We start from the raw sequence: 14,678 nt of genomic DNA on the forward strand, positions 1-14,678 counted from the left end.
ACGGCGGTGGGTCGGATGGTCGTCGAGCACCGTCGGCCTGTGGCGGTGCGGAGGGTCCCAGGTGGCGTTTGCTCCCCATTTGACACGGTCCCAGCCGGTGGCATGGTGGTAAACGGGGCCGATGGACGGGAGGCTCGGAGTGGTATCAGGTTCGGCATGGCGTTCCACCGCGCGGCAACTGCCGGTCAGGCTCAGTGTCGGTGCGTTCTTCCTCGATTCCAGTCTGTCGAAACTCAAGGCGGACGAGGCCACCGCCGAAGGGCTCCAGCAGTTCGCCGCAGCCACCTATCCCGACCTGGGCAAGCTCCCGCCGCAGAAGTTCGCCCGCCTGCTCGCAGCAGGGGAAATGGGCATTGCCGCCACGCTCCTCCTTCCGGTCGTGCCGGCCGCCGTCGCCGGGGCCGCGCTCACGGCATTCGCCTGCGGCACTCTGGGGCTCTACGTGCGTACGCCGGGCATGCGTAAGGAAGGCAGTCTGCGCCCCACCGAGCAGGGAATCACGCTGGCCAAGGACATCTGGCTCCTGGGCGCCGGCATCTCCCTCATGGTCCACGGCCTGACCGAGCAGAGCGGACCCGCGCCCACTCGTCACGGCTCTCGGCGGCGCATGCTGCGGCGCTGATCAGGCCTTGGCGTCAGAGGCCATGGCGTCAGAGGCGATGGCCCGGCGGGTGAAGGCGCGAGGGGAGCCGGCATGGCCTCGACCAGATGGTTCTTCGAGCCGGGTCACACCGGCGCGGAGTTTCGCGCCCGGCACATGATGGTCACCTACGTGCGCGGCCAGCTCAAGAACGTACAGGGGTGGCTGGAGGTCGATCCCGACGAGCCCGAGAAGGCCCGCGTCGAGGCGACCGTCGACGCGACCGAGGTGTACACCGGTCAGCCCCAGCGCGACGCGCATCTGCGCAGTTCCGACTTCTTCGATGTCGAGCACCACCCCACGTGGACCTTCGTCGCGTCACATGTGCAGCAACTCAGCACCACCGAATTCGAGGTCGGCGGAGATCTCACCGTACGGGGCATCACGCGTCCCGTCCTCTTCGACGTCTCCTACTTGGGGCAGTGGGACACCCCTTGGTGGGAGGACGGCCGGGATCTCGGCCCGAGGCGACGGGCGGGCTTCACGGCCACCACTCGTATCAACCGCCATGACTTCGAGGTGAACTGGAACGACGAGGTCGGACGGCGCGGGGTCGTCGTCAGCGCCATGGTCGATGTCGTGGTCGACATCGAGGCGGTACTTGAGGCGGGGTAGGCGGCTCCGCCCACAGTGCTTCGCGGCCGGACTCTCGTGCGGCTGGTCTATACCAAGCGGTCGAGTCCCAGTATCCTCTTCCGGAGCCGGCCTCGTACCTCGTTCTCTTTCCCCCCACCCGCACCAGGTGGCGTGTTGGCGCCAGCGGCACCGAACGACGAGCCTTGGGCCCCGCGCGACCTGATTCACCGCTTCCAGGAGGAACACGGTGAGAGTTCGCACCAGAAGCTCGGCGGTCATCGGCACGATCTGTCTCCTGGCTTCGCTCGCCTCACTCGCGCTGCCCGCGGCGTCGGCCGATGAGCCGGCCCTCGCACGGCAGGCGGCGAAGGTCACTCTCAAGAACGTGGCGACGGCGAAGAATCCGACGGCGGGTGCCGCCGGTCCCGGAGGCAGACTCTGGATCGCCGAACGCGCGGGCACCGTACGGGTTCTGGGCCCGGACGGGCTCGGCGAGCCCGTCCTCGACATCTCCGCCGAGACCACCATCGACGGCGAACGCGGGCTGCTGGGCATCGCGTTCGACAAGCGGTTCGCCCACTTCTACATCTCGTTCACCAACCTCGAAGGCACCAGTACCGTGGACGAGTTCGCCGTACGGCACGGCAGGATCCAGCCGCACACCCGGCGTACGGTCCTCACCCAGACGCAGCCCTACGCGAACCACAACGGCGGCGACATCAAGATCGGCCCCGACGGTTACCTCTACATCGGGCTAGGCGACGGGGGTGCGGGCGGCGACCCGCACGGCAACGGACAGAACCTCGACACCCTGCTCGGCAAGCTCCTGAGGATCGACCCGAGGGGCGGCAAGCCGTACGCGATCCCGTCCGACAACCCGTTCGTCGCCGACCCGAACGCGAGGGACGAAATCTGGGCGTACGGACTGCGCAACCCGTGGCGTTTCTCCTTCGACTCGGGCACGGGCGACCTGCTGATCGGTGACGTCGGCCAGAACGACTGGGAGGAGATCGACTGGGCCCCGGCCGGCAGCAAGGGCGGAGAGAACTACGGCTGGGCCCAGATGGAGGGCACCCACCCCTTCCGCGGCGGCACCGAACCCGCGAACCACGTGCCCCCGATCCACGAGTACGACCGCACCAACTTCGGCTGCTCGGTGACCGGCGGATACGTCTACCGGGGCAAGGCGATCCCGAGCCTCAAGGGGCAGTACGTGTACAGCGACTACTGCGACGGCACCATCCGCTCCTTGCGGCTGAAGAACGGCAAGGTGACCGCCGTCAACGACCTCGGCGTCAACGGCGGTGAGGTCATCTCCTTCGCGCAGGGCGGCAACGGCGAACTGTACGTATTCGCCATCGGCGGCAGCGTCTTCCGTATCGACCCGGCGTAACGACCACACCGGAAGCAGCCGCTGGGCAGCCACGGTCACCCACGGCGGGCCGGATCAACTCCCTGATCTCCGGCCCGCCCCCGGGTCTGCGACCTCCGATCGATTTCGCCTGCGCTACAACCACCGCGGTGTCCCAGGGGTCACACGGGTGTCCGCAGCATCCGCATCCGGGGGTCGAAGAACCCGGGTCCCGCACCCGAAGGCTGTTCCATGAGATTGCGTCCTGCTCTGGCGATCACCGCCGCGCTGGTCCCGGCGGCACTGCTGGCCGGAAGCCCCGCGCACGCCACCGCCTCGCCGACACCGTCCGCATCCGCTTCCGCTACGACGACCGAGTCTCCGGCCCCGACCGCGTCGCCGTCCCCATCCGTCTCCGTTCCGGCTTCCGAGCCCGCTTCGTCCACCGCTTCTGCGTCGGCGTCCACGTCCCCGTCGTCGCCGGCCTCCGCGTCGCCCACCGTTCCGCACACGTGCCCCAGCGAGCCGGGCGACGAGTTCCTGTCGGGCAACGTGTCCGGTGAGACCAGACGCTTCGTCGCGGGCGGCGGCTGGCACGGCCTCACGATCGAGCTGGAGAACATGTCCGACACCGCTCTGCGGGACATAACCGTCGGGGTGGTGAAGAACGCGTACGAGATGGCGCCCGACGCTCCCGCGGAGCAGCAGGAATACGTCAACATCCAGCGCTGGGACGAGCAGTCCCGCACCTGGGCGGAGATCCCCTGGGACAAGTACGAGATGGACGGGCGACTCCCGCCCGTCGACATAGCGCCCCGCAAGACCGTGACTCTCCAACTGCGTATGAGCGTCGAGGCGAACTTCCCGCACGGCACCTGGCCCGAGCTGGAAACCGAGTTCATCGGGAACGGCTACATCAGCCTCCAGGTCTCCGGTCTCGACGAGGAGGGAGTGTGCGGGTACGGAGGGCTCTGGTACTACAACATCGTCAAGCCGGGAACGGGAACCGGTGACGCAGGCGCGTCCGAGCCGCCGAGCAGCAGCGAGCCCGAGCCGCAGACCGGCGGAGCCGCAACGCCGACGACGACCGCCCCCGCCGGGGACCTCGCCCACACCGGCTCCTCCTCCGCGCTCCCGGTGCTCGGCCTCGTCGGCGGCACTGCCGTCGTGCTCGGCGCGGGTGCCGTGTATGCCGTACGCCGCCGAAGGGCGGGCACGGACGCAGCCTGACGGGATCGGCCGGCCGGCACCCACGGGACCGGGTGCCGGCCACACCGGAAGGGCATGTCCTGGCGGAGGTTAGGGTGGCCTAAGTGGAGTAGCCGCCCTGACGCACGGAGTCCGTCCGCATGCTCGTGTCCCCTCCCCTCGGGGAAGCACCGCACCACCCACCCCGCTTGGCACGCCCTCATCCGGTCCCGCGCATACGGACCCCGGAGTCGGCACTGCCCGGCCCGGCCGGTGTCGAGAAGTTCTGGGCCGATGTCCGCCGCGAGGGCACTCCGCTGCTGAGCCCGGACCCGCACGGCGGCGCCGACCACCTGGCCGTGACGTTCCTGTGGCGCGGCACTCCGGGCACGCGAGCCGTGCAGATCATGCCGAACAAGCTCGGCGACCCGAGCGATCCCGAGGGCAACCTCATGGAGCGCGTCCCCGGCACGGACGTCTGGCACTGGACGCTCCGCCTGCGCCAGGACTGGCGCGGCACCTACGCGCTCCACATCGACGAGGGCGACGGCCTCGACCAGGGCACCCCCGAGTACTGGGCACGGCTGCGCGGCCGTCGTCGCGCCGACCCCTTCAACAGCCGCACTCTGCCCCACCGTTGGGACGGCGAGCCCGTCTCGTACGCCGAACTCCCGGCCGCTCCCCGTGCGGCCGACCTGGATCCCCGGCCCGACACCGCACGCGGCACCGTCACCGAGCACCACGTGGACAGCGAGCGGCTGGGTGCCCGGCGGCGCGTGTGGCTGTACCGGCCGCCAGGGACCGTGGGGGAGTCGGCCGAACTGCCGGTCCTGGTCCTGCTCGACGGCGACCACTGGCAGCCCCGACTCGGGCTCTCCCGCCTGCTGGACACACTCATCGCCGACGGCCGCATCCCACCGGTCGCCGCGGTTCTGCCGGACGCCGTGGACGAGGCCACCCGCTGGGCGGAGCTGACCTGCCGGCCCGAGTATGTCGCCTTCCTCACCGACGAGTTGCTGCCCTGGGCGGCCGGACGTCTGCCCCTCACCGACGACCCGGAGCGCACCGTCATCGCCGGGCAGAGCCTCGGCGGACTCACCGCCGCCTACGCCGCGCTGACGGCCCCGCACCGGTTCGGCAACGCGCTCGCGCAGTCCGGCTCCTTCTGGTGGCCCGTCGGCCCCGACGCGGAGTGGCTCACCCACGCCATCGCACAACTGCCCCGCCTGCCCGTGCGCTTCCGGCTCTCCTTCGGGGAGCAGGAATGGGTGGCCCTGCCCGCGGCCCGCCGACTGCGCGACACCCTCGCCGCCCTCGGCTGTCACGACTCCTCCTACCAGGAGTTCAACGGCGGCCACGACTACCTGTGCTGGCGCACGGAACTGGCCGACGGCCTGGTGGAGTTGCTGGGCCGGTGAGCCTTTCGCCCGGGCCCGCACCACGCAGGTGCGGGCCCGGGCTCCAGGACTCAACGAACCGTGGCCGGTGGGCTCATGCCTCGCACTTCTCCGCCCCTGCGGCCAGACGCCCCGCGATCGCGTCGAGGTACTGGTCCCGCAGCAACTGCGGATGCGTGCAGTCCAGGTCGTGGTTCTCGATCGCGCCGCTCACGTACGGGCCCCATGCCCGCCGGGTCAGCCAGTGCTCGGCGCGTGGGGCGGCGGCCGTGAAGAACAGCACGTCGCCCTCGAAGCGGCGATGGTGATGTTCGCGCATCATGCGGGCGTGGTTCGGCACGATGTCGACGATCCGCGCCAGCGTGTGCTCGGACAGGCCGGCCAGCGGGCTGCCAGCCCGGCGCAGGGTGGCCAGCACGTCCTCCTTGGTGCGTTCATGCGTACGGTCGAATCCGGCCATGCGCAGTACCGCCGTGAGGGCGTCACCCTCCTCGGGCGCGGCCCGCTCCCGCCACTGTTCCGCCGGGAACGCGTCGAGCAGGGCCAGGAGTTCCACCCGCTCCCCGGCCTCCTGGAGCAGAACGGCCACGGTGTGCGCGAGGACCCCGCCGACCGACCAGCCCAGCAGCCGGTACGGCCCGTGCGGACGGACCTCGCGGATCTGGCGGACGTAGTCCTCGGCCTCCTCCTGGAGCGTGTGCGGCAGCGGCTCGTCACCGGTCAGCCCGCGGGCCTGGATGCCGTACACCGGCTGACCCGGGCCCAGGCGTGCGGCCAGCCCCGCGTAGCACCAGGCGATGCCGCCCGCCGGGTGGATCGCGAACAGCGGCGGCAGGTCTCCTTCGGCTTCGGCGCGTAGCGGCAGTACGACGTCCAGGGCGTCCCGCGAGGCCGGTCCCGTGTCCTCCAGCCGGGCGGCCAGCGCGGCCGGTGTCGGCGCCTCGAACAGCGAGCCCATGGTCAGCTCGACGCCGAACTCCTCACGCACCCGCGTCACCAGCCGCACCGCGAGCAGCGAGGTGCCGCCCAGGTCGAAGAACGCGTCGTCGGGACCCGCCCGGTCCACCCCGAGCACCTGGGCGAACAACAGCGTCAACGCCTCCTCACGGGCGGTGGACGGGCGTCGGGCGCCCTCCGCCCCGGCGAAGACCGGGGCGGGCAGCTCACGGCGGTCCAGCTTGCCGTTGGGGCTCAGCGGGAACGCGTCGAGCGCGACGACCGCCGCCGGGACCATGTGCTCGGGCAGCTCGCGCGCCAGCGCTGCGCGTACAGCGGCGGGGTCGGCACCGCCCGTCACATAGCCGACGAGCCGTTCGTCGAGCACCTGCGCGCAGGCGCCCTCGACGTCCGGCCGCGCCGCCAACGCCGCCTCGATCTCGCCGAGTTCGATGCGCTGTCCGCGCAGTTTCACCTGGTGGTCGGTCCGGCCGAGGTACTCCACCTCGCCCTGCTCCGTCCAGCGGGCCAGATCGCCCGTCCGGTACATCCGGCCGCCCGCCGGTCCGAACGGATCGGCCACGAACCGGGCCGCCGTGAGTTCCGGACGGTTGAGATAGCCGTCGGCCAACTGAGCCCCCGCCAAATAGAGTTCACCCGGAATCCCCGGCGGGCAGGGCTGGAGGCCCGCGTCGAGGACGTACAGCCGGGTGTTCCACACCGGCCTCCCGATGGGCACCGGGCCGCGGTCCCCCGCCACGCAGGCGTGGTACGTGACGTCGACGGCGGCCTCGGTCGGCCCGTACAGGTTGTGCAGCTCCACGCCGGGCAGCGTGCGCGCGAAGGCGTTCGCGGTCTCCCGCGGCAGGGCCTCACCGCTGCAGAACACCAGGCGCAGGGCGTCCGCGCATCCGGCCGCGTCCGGCCCGGCGAGGAAGACCTGGAGCATCGAAGGGACGAAGTGGCAAGTGGTGACGGCCTGTTCACGGATCAGTCGGGCGAGGTGGACGGGGTCCTTGTGGCCGCCGGGTTCGGCGACCACGAGGGTCGCGCCCTCGCGCAGCGGCCAGAAGAACTCCCAGACCGACACGTCGAAGGACGAGGGCGTCTTCTGGAGCACCCGGTCCCCGGGCGTCAGCCGGTACTCGTGCTGCATCCAGCGCAGCCGGTTGTCGATCGCCCCGTGCGAGACGACCACGCCCTTCGGCCGGCCCGTGGAACCGGACGTGTAGATGACGTAGGCGGGGTGAGCCGGTGTCAGCGCGCGTCCCGGATTGACCCAGGGGCGACCGGACACGTCCAGCCCCTCCAGCACGACCAGCGGCGTCCCGGTGTCCCGGGGGAGGCGGTCCGCATGGTCGGTGATCGCGCAGACGGGCGCGGCGTCCTGGAGCATGTACGCCAGCCGCTGGGCCGGATAGTCCGGATCCAGGGGCAGATAGGCGGCGCCCGCCTTGAGCACGGCCAGCAGCGTGATCACGAGCTCCGCCGATCGCGACACCGAGACCGCCACCACCGACCCCGGTTCGGCGCCCAGCGAGCGCAGATGGTGGGCGAGCCGGTTGGCCCGCGTGTTGAGGTCGGCATAGGTGAGGGTCGTACCCCCGTACACCAGCGCCGGTGCCTCGGGCGTCCGGTCGGCGCGTGACTCGATCGGGCCGATCAGGGTGGTCGGCGGCAGCGCGCGGTCGGTGCGGTTGAACTCCGTGACCACCAGGGCTCGTTCGTCCGGGGTGGCGATGGTGTGGGCGGCCAGGGGCAGGTGCGGGTCGGCCTGCGCGAGGCGCTCCAGCAGATGCGCGTACCGGTCCTGGTGCGCGGCCAGGGCGGCCTCGTCGTACAGGGCGGGGTTGCCGTCGTGGTCGATGCGCAGGCCCCGGCCGTCGGCGCGGTCGTAGATGTTGACCGTCAGGTCGTCGACGGGGCCGGCGGACAGGTTCCGGGCCCGGACCGGCGCTCCCGCGAAGTCGACGGCGTAGTCGAACGGCATGACGTTGACCAGCGGACCGACCAGGCCGCGCGCCTCGCCGAGCAGTCCGAGGTCGCGGCGGATGTCCTCGTAGCGGTAGCGCTGGTGGCGGCGTGTCTCTCGGATGCCGAGGACCACTTGGCGTACGAGGTCGGCGAAGGTTGCGTCCGCCGGGACCGACAGCCGCAGCGGCAGCACGTTCATGACCATGCCCGGGACGCGCAGCGCCGCCGAGCCCAGGCGGCCCATCATCGGCAGGCCCAGCACCACGTCCGGCCGATGGGTGGCGCGGGAGGTGTACAGGGCCTGGGCCGCGATCAGCACGTCAGGCCAGGTGGCGCGCAGGCGGCCGGCCAGGTCGCGCAGTCGCTCGGTGGCCGTCGGCGACAGATGGGTCGTTCGGCGCAGGGACGTCCACGAGGGCAGCGCACCGCGGCCCGCGAGCCGGGGCGCCTCGGGACGGTCGGCGAACCGCTCCCGCCAGTGGGCCCGGTCCGCCTCGAATGCGGGCGAGGCGCGATAGGCGGCGTCGTCCTCGACCAGGTCGGTCAGTCGGCCGAAGGTGCGGGGCGGGGGTGTCTCGCCGCGGGCGAGGGCCGAGTACACCTCGGCGGTGCGCCGCACGAGCAGCGAGTAGCCGAAGCCGTCCGTGGCCAGGTGGTGCACGCGCTGGTACCACAGCCAGCGTTCCGCACCGATGCGGAACAGGGCGTGCCGGAACAGCGGGCCCCTGGCCAGGTCGACCGGCTCGGCCAGATCCGCCCGCATCCACGCCTGGGCCGATTCCGAGGTGCTGTGCTCCAGCACGGCGAGCGGCGACTCGGCCAGGGGGCACAGGCGTTGGCGAGGGCCGTCTGGGGAGTCCTCCACGACGACGCGCAGCGCCTCCGCCTCCTCGGTGACCTGACGTACGGCGGTGGCGAAGAGGCCCGGATCGAGGGGCCCGTCGATCTCCAGGCACTCGGCGGTGTTCTGCGCGGGGCTGCGCGGATCGAGGGCCTGCGCGTACCACATGCCCGACTGGGCCGAGGTCAGCGGAAACACGGTTTCCGAGGCGAGGGCGGGGGTCATGCCACCCCCAGCTTCGACGCCCAGGCCTCGATGGCCGGCCGCTCGGCGAGATCGGCGAAGTCGGCCCGGACGCCGTGCTCGCGGCGCCAGCGTTCGAGCAGCGCCATGACACGGACGGAGTCGAGGCCGTAGTCGAGGAGGTTCTCGTCGACGGGGATGTCGGCGGGGTCCTCCCCGAGCGCGTCCGCTATGTCGGCGCGGATCCGGTCCAGGGTGAGCGGCATACTCAGGCCTCCTTGAAGAGCGCGTCGGTGGTGGTCACGACCGCGCAGCGGCCCGCGGCCCAGCGCAGCGCCATGTCGTGGTCCGCGCGGGAGAAGTCGGCGACCGCGTCGGCGACGACGAATGCCTGGATGTCCCGGCTCCACGCGTCGGCGGCGGTCATCAGTACGCCGATGTGCGCGTACACGCCGGCGATCACGAGCTGATCGCGGCCCGACTCCCGTATCAGCGCTTCGAGTTCGGTACGCGCGAACGCGCTGTACTTCCACTTGGTGAGTACGGTGTCGCCTGCCTGCGGCGCGACCTCGGCGGGCATGGCGAGGGCCTCGGGGTCGTCGGCGACACCGGGCCCCCAGAAGTCCAGCTGGAGTCCGCGTTCCTCGGGTGACTGCCCGCCGCGCTGGGCTGAGTAGACGACGGGCACACCGAGCCGGCGGGCCCGCCTCAGCAGCCGGGCGGTGTTGTCGAGCATGCCGGTGAGGGGCTGGCCGTCGGCCGGGAAGGCGGACAGGAAGTGGTGCTGGAGGTCGTGGACGAGGAGCGTGGCGCGCGCCGGGTCCGCGGTCCATGTCACGCGGTTCGCCGGCAGGTCGTCCGCGCTGGGGAGGGGATAGGACGGAATGGCGGGAAGTGCCATGGGAAGACTGGCCTTTCAGGGCTTTCAGGACTGCTCGGCGGTGGACCGCAGCTGCTTCTTGCTGACCTTGCCGACACCGGTCCGAGGGAAGGCGTCGACGAATTCGACGAGGTCGGGGACCTTGTGGTCGGCGACCCCGCGCTCGCGCACGAATCGTCTGACGGCGACCGGCTTGAGCGGTTCGGCGTCCGGCCGCAGGATCACGTAGGCCAGGGAGCGTTCCCCGAGGTACGCGTCGGGGACCGCGACCACGGACACGTCGTGGACGGACGGGTGGGCGAGGATGATGTTCTCGATCTCCTCCGGCGCGATCTTCTCGCCGCCTCGGTTGATCTGGTCCTTGGCCCGGCCCACGACGACCAGATGCCCGGTGGGGGTGCGGCGCACCAGGTCGCCGGTGCGGTAGAAGCCGTCCTCGGTGAAGGCCCGGGCGTTGTGTTCCGGTGCCCGCCAGTAGCCGCGGATCGTGTACGGGCCGCGTGTCAGGAGGTGGCCGGCCTCGCCCTCGGGCACCTCGCGCCCAAAGTCGTCCACGATCCGGATCTCGTCGTCCGGGGAGATCGGCCGTCCCTGGGTGGTGACGACCGTCGTGGTGTCGTCGTCCAGCCGTGTGTAGTTGACGAGTCCCTCGGCCATGCCGAACACCTGCATGAGCCGGCATCCCAGCGCCGGTTCGAGCCGACGGGCGGCCTCCTCGCTGTACTTGGCGCCGCCGACCAGCACCAGCCGAAGGCTGGACAGGTCGTACGGTGTCGTCGCGCCGGCCTCGGTCCACACCAGGGCGAGGGGTGGCACGAGCCCCGTCATGGTGATCCGCTCGCGCTCGACGAGCGGGAACGCCGTCGCCGGATCGGGCTTCGGACACAGCACCACGGTGCCCCCGGCATACAGCACGCCCAGCCAACCGGGCGAGCTCATGGGGAAGTTGTGGGCGGCGGGCAGCGCGACGAGGTACCGGGTGCCGGCGTCGACGCCGCAGATCTCGTCGGAGCCCCACAGCGAGTAGAGATAGTCGTCGTGGGTGCGCGGGATCAGCTTGGACACCCCGGTCGTGCCGCCCGACAGTTGCAGGAACGCCAGCTCGTGCGGCTCGGGCCCGATCAGCGGGCCGGCCTGATCGCACGGCACCTCGGACAGTGGAGTGTGCTCGCTCGGGTCACCCACCACGAAGACGTGCTTGAGGCTCGGCGTCCCTTTGCGTACCCGCGCGGCGAGGTCGCGGTGGTCGTAGCCGGCATGTACGGCCGGGACGACGTACGCCACCGCCTCCGCGAAGGCGCAGAAGTGGCCGATCTCCGTCTCACGGTGCGCGGGCAGGGCGTACACGGGCAGCGCGCCGATGCGGAACAGCGCGAAGACGACCTCGACGAACTCGCCGATGTTGGGGAGTTGTACGACGACCCGGTCGCCCTTGGCGATCCCGCGCGCCGCGAATCCGGCGGCCAGCCGGTCGGCGCGCTCGTCGAGTTCGCCGTACGTCCAGGTGCGGCGCACGGGGGCAGGGTCGATCAGGGCGATGCGGTCGGGATGGGCGGCGGCCCGCTCGCGCAGCATGCCGCCGAACGTCTCGCCCCTCCAGTAGCCGGCCGCCCGGTACCGCGCGGCGAACTCCTCGGGCCAGGTGGGCGCGTCGACCCCGGGTGTGACGGTCACAGCGAGGCCCCCACGGCGTGCAGGAACGTACGGAACTTGGCGGCGGTCTCCGCGGTCTCGGCCGCCGGCGACGACTCGGCGACCACACCGGCGCCCGCGAACAACCTGAGCGAGCGCCCCTCGGCTTCGGCACAGCGGATGGTCACGACCCACTCGCCGTCGCCGTCCGCGTCCTGCCAGCCGACCATGCCCGTGTACGGGCCACGGTCGAAGGGTTCCCACGCGGCGATCACGGCTCGCGCCACGTCGGTCGGGGTGCCGCACACGGCCGGCGTCGGGTGCAGCGCGGACGCCAGATCCAGGGCCGTCGTGTCCGGGTCGGTGAGCTCACCCGTGACCGTGGTCGACAGGTGCCACATCGCCGCCGTGCGTACCAGCGTGGGCCGCTCGGGCACCTCCAGACGGGAGCAGTACGGGGCGAGGGCCGCGCGGACGGCGGCGACGACCACGGCGTGCTCGTGCAGGTCCTTCGGGGACTCCAGCAGTGCCACCGCCCGGCGCACGTCCTCGGCGAGGTCGGTGCTGCGTGGCGCGGATCCGGCCAGCGGATTGGCGGTGAGGCGGCCTGCCCGCCGGGCGACGAGGAGTTCGGGGCTGGCGCCGATCAGGGTGCGGCCGGGGCCGCTGGGCACGGCGAAGGTGTAGCCGGCCGGGTCGCGGTGGGCCAGGCGGCGCAGCATGAGCCGCAGGTCGGGTTCACGCGCGGAGGTCAGCTCCAGGGTCCGGGCGAGCACGACCTTGTCGAACTCCCCGGCGCGCATGCGCTCGACGGCGGCGGCGACGGCCTCGCCGTACCGCTCGGGCGGCGGGACCTGGGTGACCTGCCAGTCGGGCCGGGTCTCGTCGTGGGGGAGGGGCAGGGCGACGAGCGGGTCCTCGCGGAGCGGTGGCGCCCAGTGCACCACGTCCGGGACCGCGAGCGCGGGCGGTGCGTCCGGGGCGAAGGGGAGCGAGCCCACGACGACCGGAGCCGTGGCGCCGGGACGGCGCAGCGCGTCCAGCGCCTCCCGTACGCGCTGTGCCAACGGGCGGGTGTCGTGGGGTATTTCGGCGCTGGTGCCACGGCCCAGCAAGGTGCGGTGGGGCGTGGCCAGGAACCGGTCCGTGGTGGCGCGGTAGGCGTCGAGGAGGGAGGTCGCCGCGCCGGGGGAGACCGGCGGGGCGGCGGGCACGTGCGCGGTGATGGACATGGGGTCTCCAGTGCTCCAGTGGGGGGACGGCACGAAGGACGGGGCGCGGGGGCGGTCAGGCCCGCAGGGTCGCGCCCCCGTCGACGTACAGGTCGTGCAGGGTGATGTGGCGGGCCCGGTCGGAGGCCAGGAAGACGACCGCGTCGGCGATGTCGGCGGGATCGGCGATCCGGCCGAGCGGAATGCCGGTGCGGTACGTGGCCGGGTCGCCCTCGATGACGCGCCGGGCGGAAGCCGCCTCGTCTCCGGGCGCCCACAGGGCGCGTTGCATGTCGGTCAGGGTCGAGCCGGGGCAGACGGTGTTGCAGCGGACGCCGCTGGCGGCCACCTCCAGCCCCAGGCACTTGGTGAACATCACGGCGGCGGCTTTGGAAGCGGCGTAGGCGGCCATGCCGGAGCGGGGGATGCCGGCCGCGTTCGAGGCGACCGTGACGATGCTGCCGTGGCCGCGCTGGGCCATGCGGCGGGCGGCCGCGCGGGAGACGTGGAAGACGCCGTCGGTGTTGACCGCGAAGGTGGCCGCCCAGTCCTGGTCGGTGAGGTCCACGACATGGGAACCGCGCAGCACTCCGGCGACGTTGACAGCGATGTCGACCGGACCGAGGGTGCGTTCGGTGTCGTCGACCAGGGCCTCGACGGCGTCGGCGTCGGTGACGTCGAGCGCGCGGGGCGTGATCCGGTCGCCGTATGTGTCCGCGAGAGCCTTGACGCCGTCCGCTGTGAGGTCGGTGGCGAGGACGCGGGCGCCCTGCTCGACGAGCGCGGCGGCCACCGCCTCGCCGATGCCCCGGCCCGCCCCGGTCACGAGGGCGAGCCGGCCGGCGAGTTCGGCGCTCATGAGGCGAGCGCCTTTGTGAGGTCGTCGAGCACGATCCGCGCCGCCAGGGGGCCTCCCGCGCTGTTCCAGGCGGACCCGTCGATGACGACGACGTGGCCCTCCTTCTCGGCCTTCAGCCTGCCGAAGTTCGGCACCTTCTTCGCCTCGGCGTACGCCTTCTCACCGGCGGTCCGGTCCCCGAGGGCGCCGAGGAACAGCCAGTTCCCGTCAATGGTGGCCAGCTTCTCCAGGCTGACCGGCTCACTGTGCCCGGCACTGGCGCCCCGCTGGTCCGCCGGCCGGGCGAGACCCAGCGCGGAGAGCGTGGAGCCGACGTGGCCGACGCCCTTGCCCACGACGGACGGAGCCCCGTTCTGCCAGCGCACCACGCTCACGGTCGCGCCCGCGTTCTCGCCGAGCTTCTTCTTCGTGGCAGCGGTGTCCGCGTCGAAGTCCGCCAGGAGCTTCTCGGCCCGGTCCTTGTGGTTCAGCGCGTCGGCCGTGGCGGTGAACGCCTTCTTCCAGTCCTCGTTGAGCTGGGCGGTGACCACCGTCGGGGCGATCCGCTGGAGCTTGGCCACCTCCTTCTTCGCCCCGGTCGTCTCGTCGAGCAGGATCAGATCGGGCCGGAGCGCGGCGAGCTTCTCCATGTCCGCCTCGGCGACGGTCGCCACGACCTCGGTCTTCGCGGCCCGGTCGGCCAGGTAGGAGGAGACGCTCCTCTGGCCGCGGCCCGCCGTGCCGCCGACGGGCTGGATGCCCAGCGCGAGGGCCGCGTCCAGGGTGGGTTCGCTCAGGGCCACGACCTTCCGGGGCGCCGAGGGCACCTTCACCTCGCGGCCCGTGGCATCGGTGATCTGACGGGTGCTCGACTTCCCGGAGGAGGCGGCACCGCCGGTGCCGTCGTCGTTGCCGCAGCCGGTCACGAGCAGTGCTCCGGTCACGGCGGCGGACATCAGGACCGCCCGGCGGGAGGGACGTGCAGAGGACATGAAGGAACAGCTCCTTGGAGGTGGGGTGAAGGGTGGCGT

General features: G+C 71.9%; 13 protein-coding genes. 5 read left to right on the plus strand and 8 right to left on the minus strand.

The window, feature by feature from the left end; all coding sequences use genetic code 11:
• Positions 1–121 precede the first annotated feature (121 nt).
• The 3 genes from ACIQWG_RS05665 (at position 122) to ACIQWG_RS05675 (ending at position 2,609) form a co-directional block, all read left to right on the plus strand.
• Positions 122–622: a hypothetical protein gene (locus tag ACIQWG_RS05665; RefSeq protein ID WP_404090569.1), complete on the plus strand. Its 501-nt coding sequence runs from the start codon at positions 122–124 to the stop codon at positions 620–622.
• Positions 623–694: 72 nt separating this feature from the next.
• Positions 695–1,255: a YceI family protein gene (locus tag ACIQWG_RS05670; protein WP_404090572.1), complete on the plus strand. Its 561-nt coding sequence runs from the start codon at positions 695–697 to the stop codon at positions 1,253–1,255.
• Positions 1,256–1,463: 208 nt separating this feature from the next.
• Positions 1,464–2,609 carry a PQQ-dependent sugar dehydrogenase gene (locus tag ACIQWG_RS05675; RefSeq protein ID WP_404090575.1) on the plus strand — a complete coding sequence of 382 codons (1,146 nt, stop codon included), beginning with the start codon at positions 1,464–1,466 and terminating at the stop codon, positions 2,607–2,609.
• A 140-nt stretch (positions 2,610–2,749) separates the two neighbouring features.
• Here ACIQWG_RS05675 and ACIQWG_RS05680 read toward each other — a convergent pair whose 3' ends face one another.
• A complete protein-coding gene (locus tag ACIQWG_RS05680; protein ID WP_404090578.1) occupies positions 2,750–3,079 on the minus strand; it encodes a hypothetical protein in 330 nt (109 codons plus the stop codon).
• Positions 3,080–3,119: 40 nt separating this feature from the next.
• Between ACIQWG_RS05680 and ACIQWG_RS05685 the strand changes: the two genes are divergently transcribed.
• Positions 3,120–3,797, plus strand: coding sequence for an LPXTG cell wall anchor domain-containing protein (locus tag ACIQWG_RS05685; protein ID WP_404090580.1), 678 nt, complete (start codon positions 3,120–3,122; stop codon positions 3,795–3,797).
• A 119-nt stretch (positions 3,798–3,916) separates the two neighbouring features.
• A complete protein-coding gene (fes, locus tag ACIQWG_RS05690) occupies positions 3,917–5,173 on the plus strand; it encodes an enterochelin esterase (protein ID WP_404090583.1) in 1,257 nt (418 codons plus the stop codon).
• 73 nt (positions 5,174–5,246) lie between these two features.
• On the opposite strand, the gene ACIQWG_RS05695 is transcribed toward fes, so the two are convergent.
• Genes ACIQWG_RS05695 through ACIQWG_RS05725 form a run of 7 tightly spaced genes read right to left on the minus strand, consistent with a single transcriptional unit; the run spans position 5,247 to position 14,639 of the window.
• Positions 5,247–9,128 (minus strand): amino acid adenylation domain-containing protein, encoded by a 3,882-nt coding sequence (locus ACIQWG_RS05695; RefSeq protein ID WP_404090586.1) that lies wholly within the window; start codon positions 9,126–9,128, stop codon positions 5,247–5,249.
• Positions 9,125–9,352, minus strand: a complete 228-nt coding sequence (locus ACIQWG_RS05700; RefSeq protein ID WP_404090589.1) for a phosphopantetheine-binding protein — start codon at positions 9,350–9,352, stop codon at positions 9,125–9,127. The genes ACIQWG_RS05695 and ACIQWG_RS05700 overlap by 4 nt, the downstream gene beginning before the upstream one ends.
• Positions 9,353–9,354: 2 nt before the next feature.
• The gene (locus ACIQWG_RS05705; RefSeq protein WP_404090592.1) at positions 9,355–9,987 is read right to left on the minus strand and encodes an isochorismatase family protein; all 633 of its coding nucleotides are present in this window, start codon (positions 9,985–9,987) and stop codon (positions 9,355–9,357) included.
• A 24-nt stretch (positions 9,988–10,011) separates the two neighbouring features.
• The gene (locus ACIQWG_RS05710; RefSeq protein WP_404090595.1) at positions 10,012–11,640 is read right to left on the minus strand and encodes a (2,3-dihydroxybenzoyl)adenylate synthase; all 1,629 of its coding nucleotides are present in this window, start codon (positions 11,638–11,640) and stop codon (positions 10,012–10,014) included.
• Positions 11,637–12,830, minus strand: coding sequence for an isochorismate synthase (locus ACIQWG_RS05715; protein WP_404090598.1), 1,194 nt, complete (start codon positions 12,828–12,830; stop codon positions 11,637–11,639). The genes ACIQWG_RS05710 and ACIQWG_RS05715 overlap by 4 nt, the downstream gene beginning before the upstream one ends.
• Positions 12,831–12,885: 55 nt before the next feature.
• Entirely contained in the window at positions 12,886–13,668 is a 783-nt protein-coding gene (locus ACIQWG_RS05720) for a 2,3-dihydro-2,3-dihydroxybenzoate dehydrogenase (RefSeq protein ID WP_404090601.1), read from the minus strand.
• Positions 13,665–14,639, minus strand: coding sequence for an ABC transporter substrate-binding protein (locus ACIQWG_RS05725; protein ID WP_404090604.1), 975 nt, complete (start codon positions 14,637–14,639; stop codon positions 13,665–13,667). Before ACIQWG_RS05725 ends, ACIQWG_RS05720 begins: the two co-directional genes overlap by 4 nt.
• Between the last annotated feature and the right edge of the window lie 39 nt (positions 14,640–14,678).

This window comes from Streptomyces sp. NPDC098781, from assembly GCF_044759995.1.
Lineage (GTDB): Bacteria > Actinomycetota > Actinomycetes > Streptomycetales > Streptomycetaceae > Streptomyces.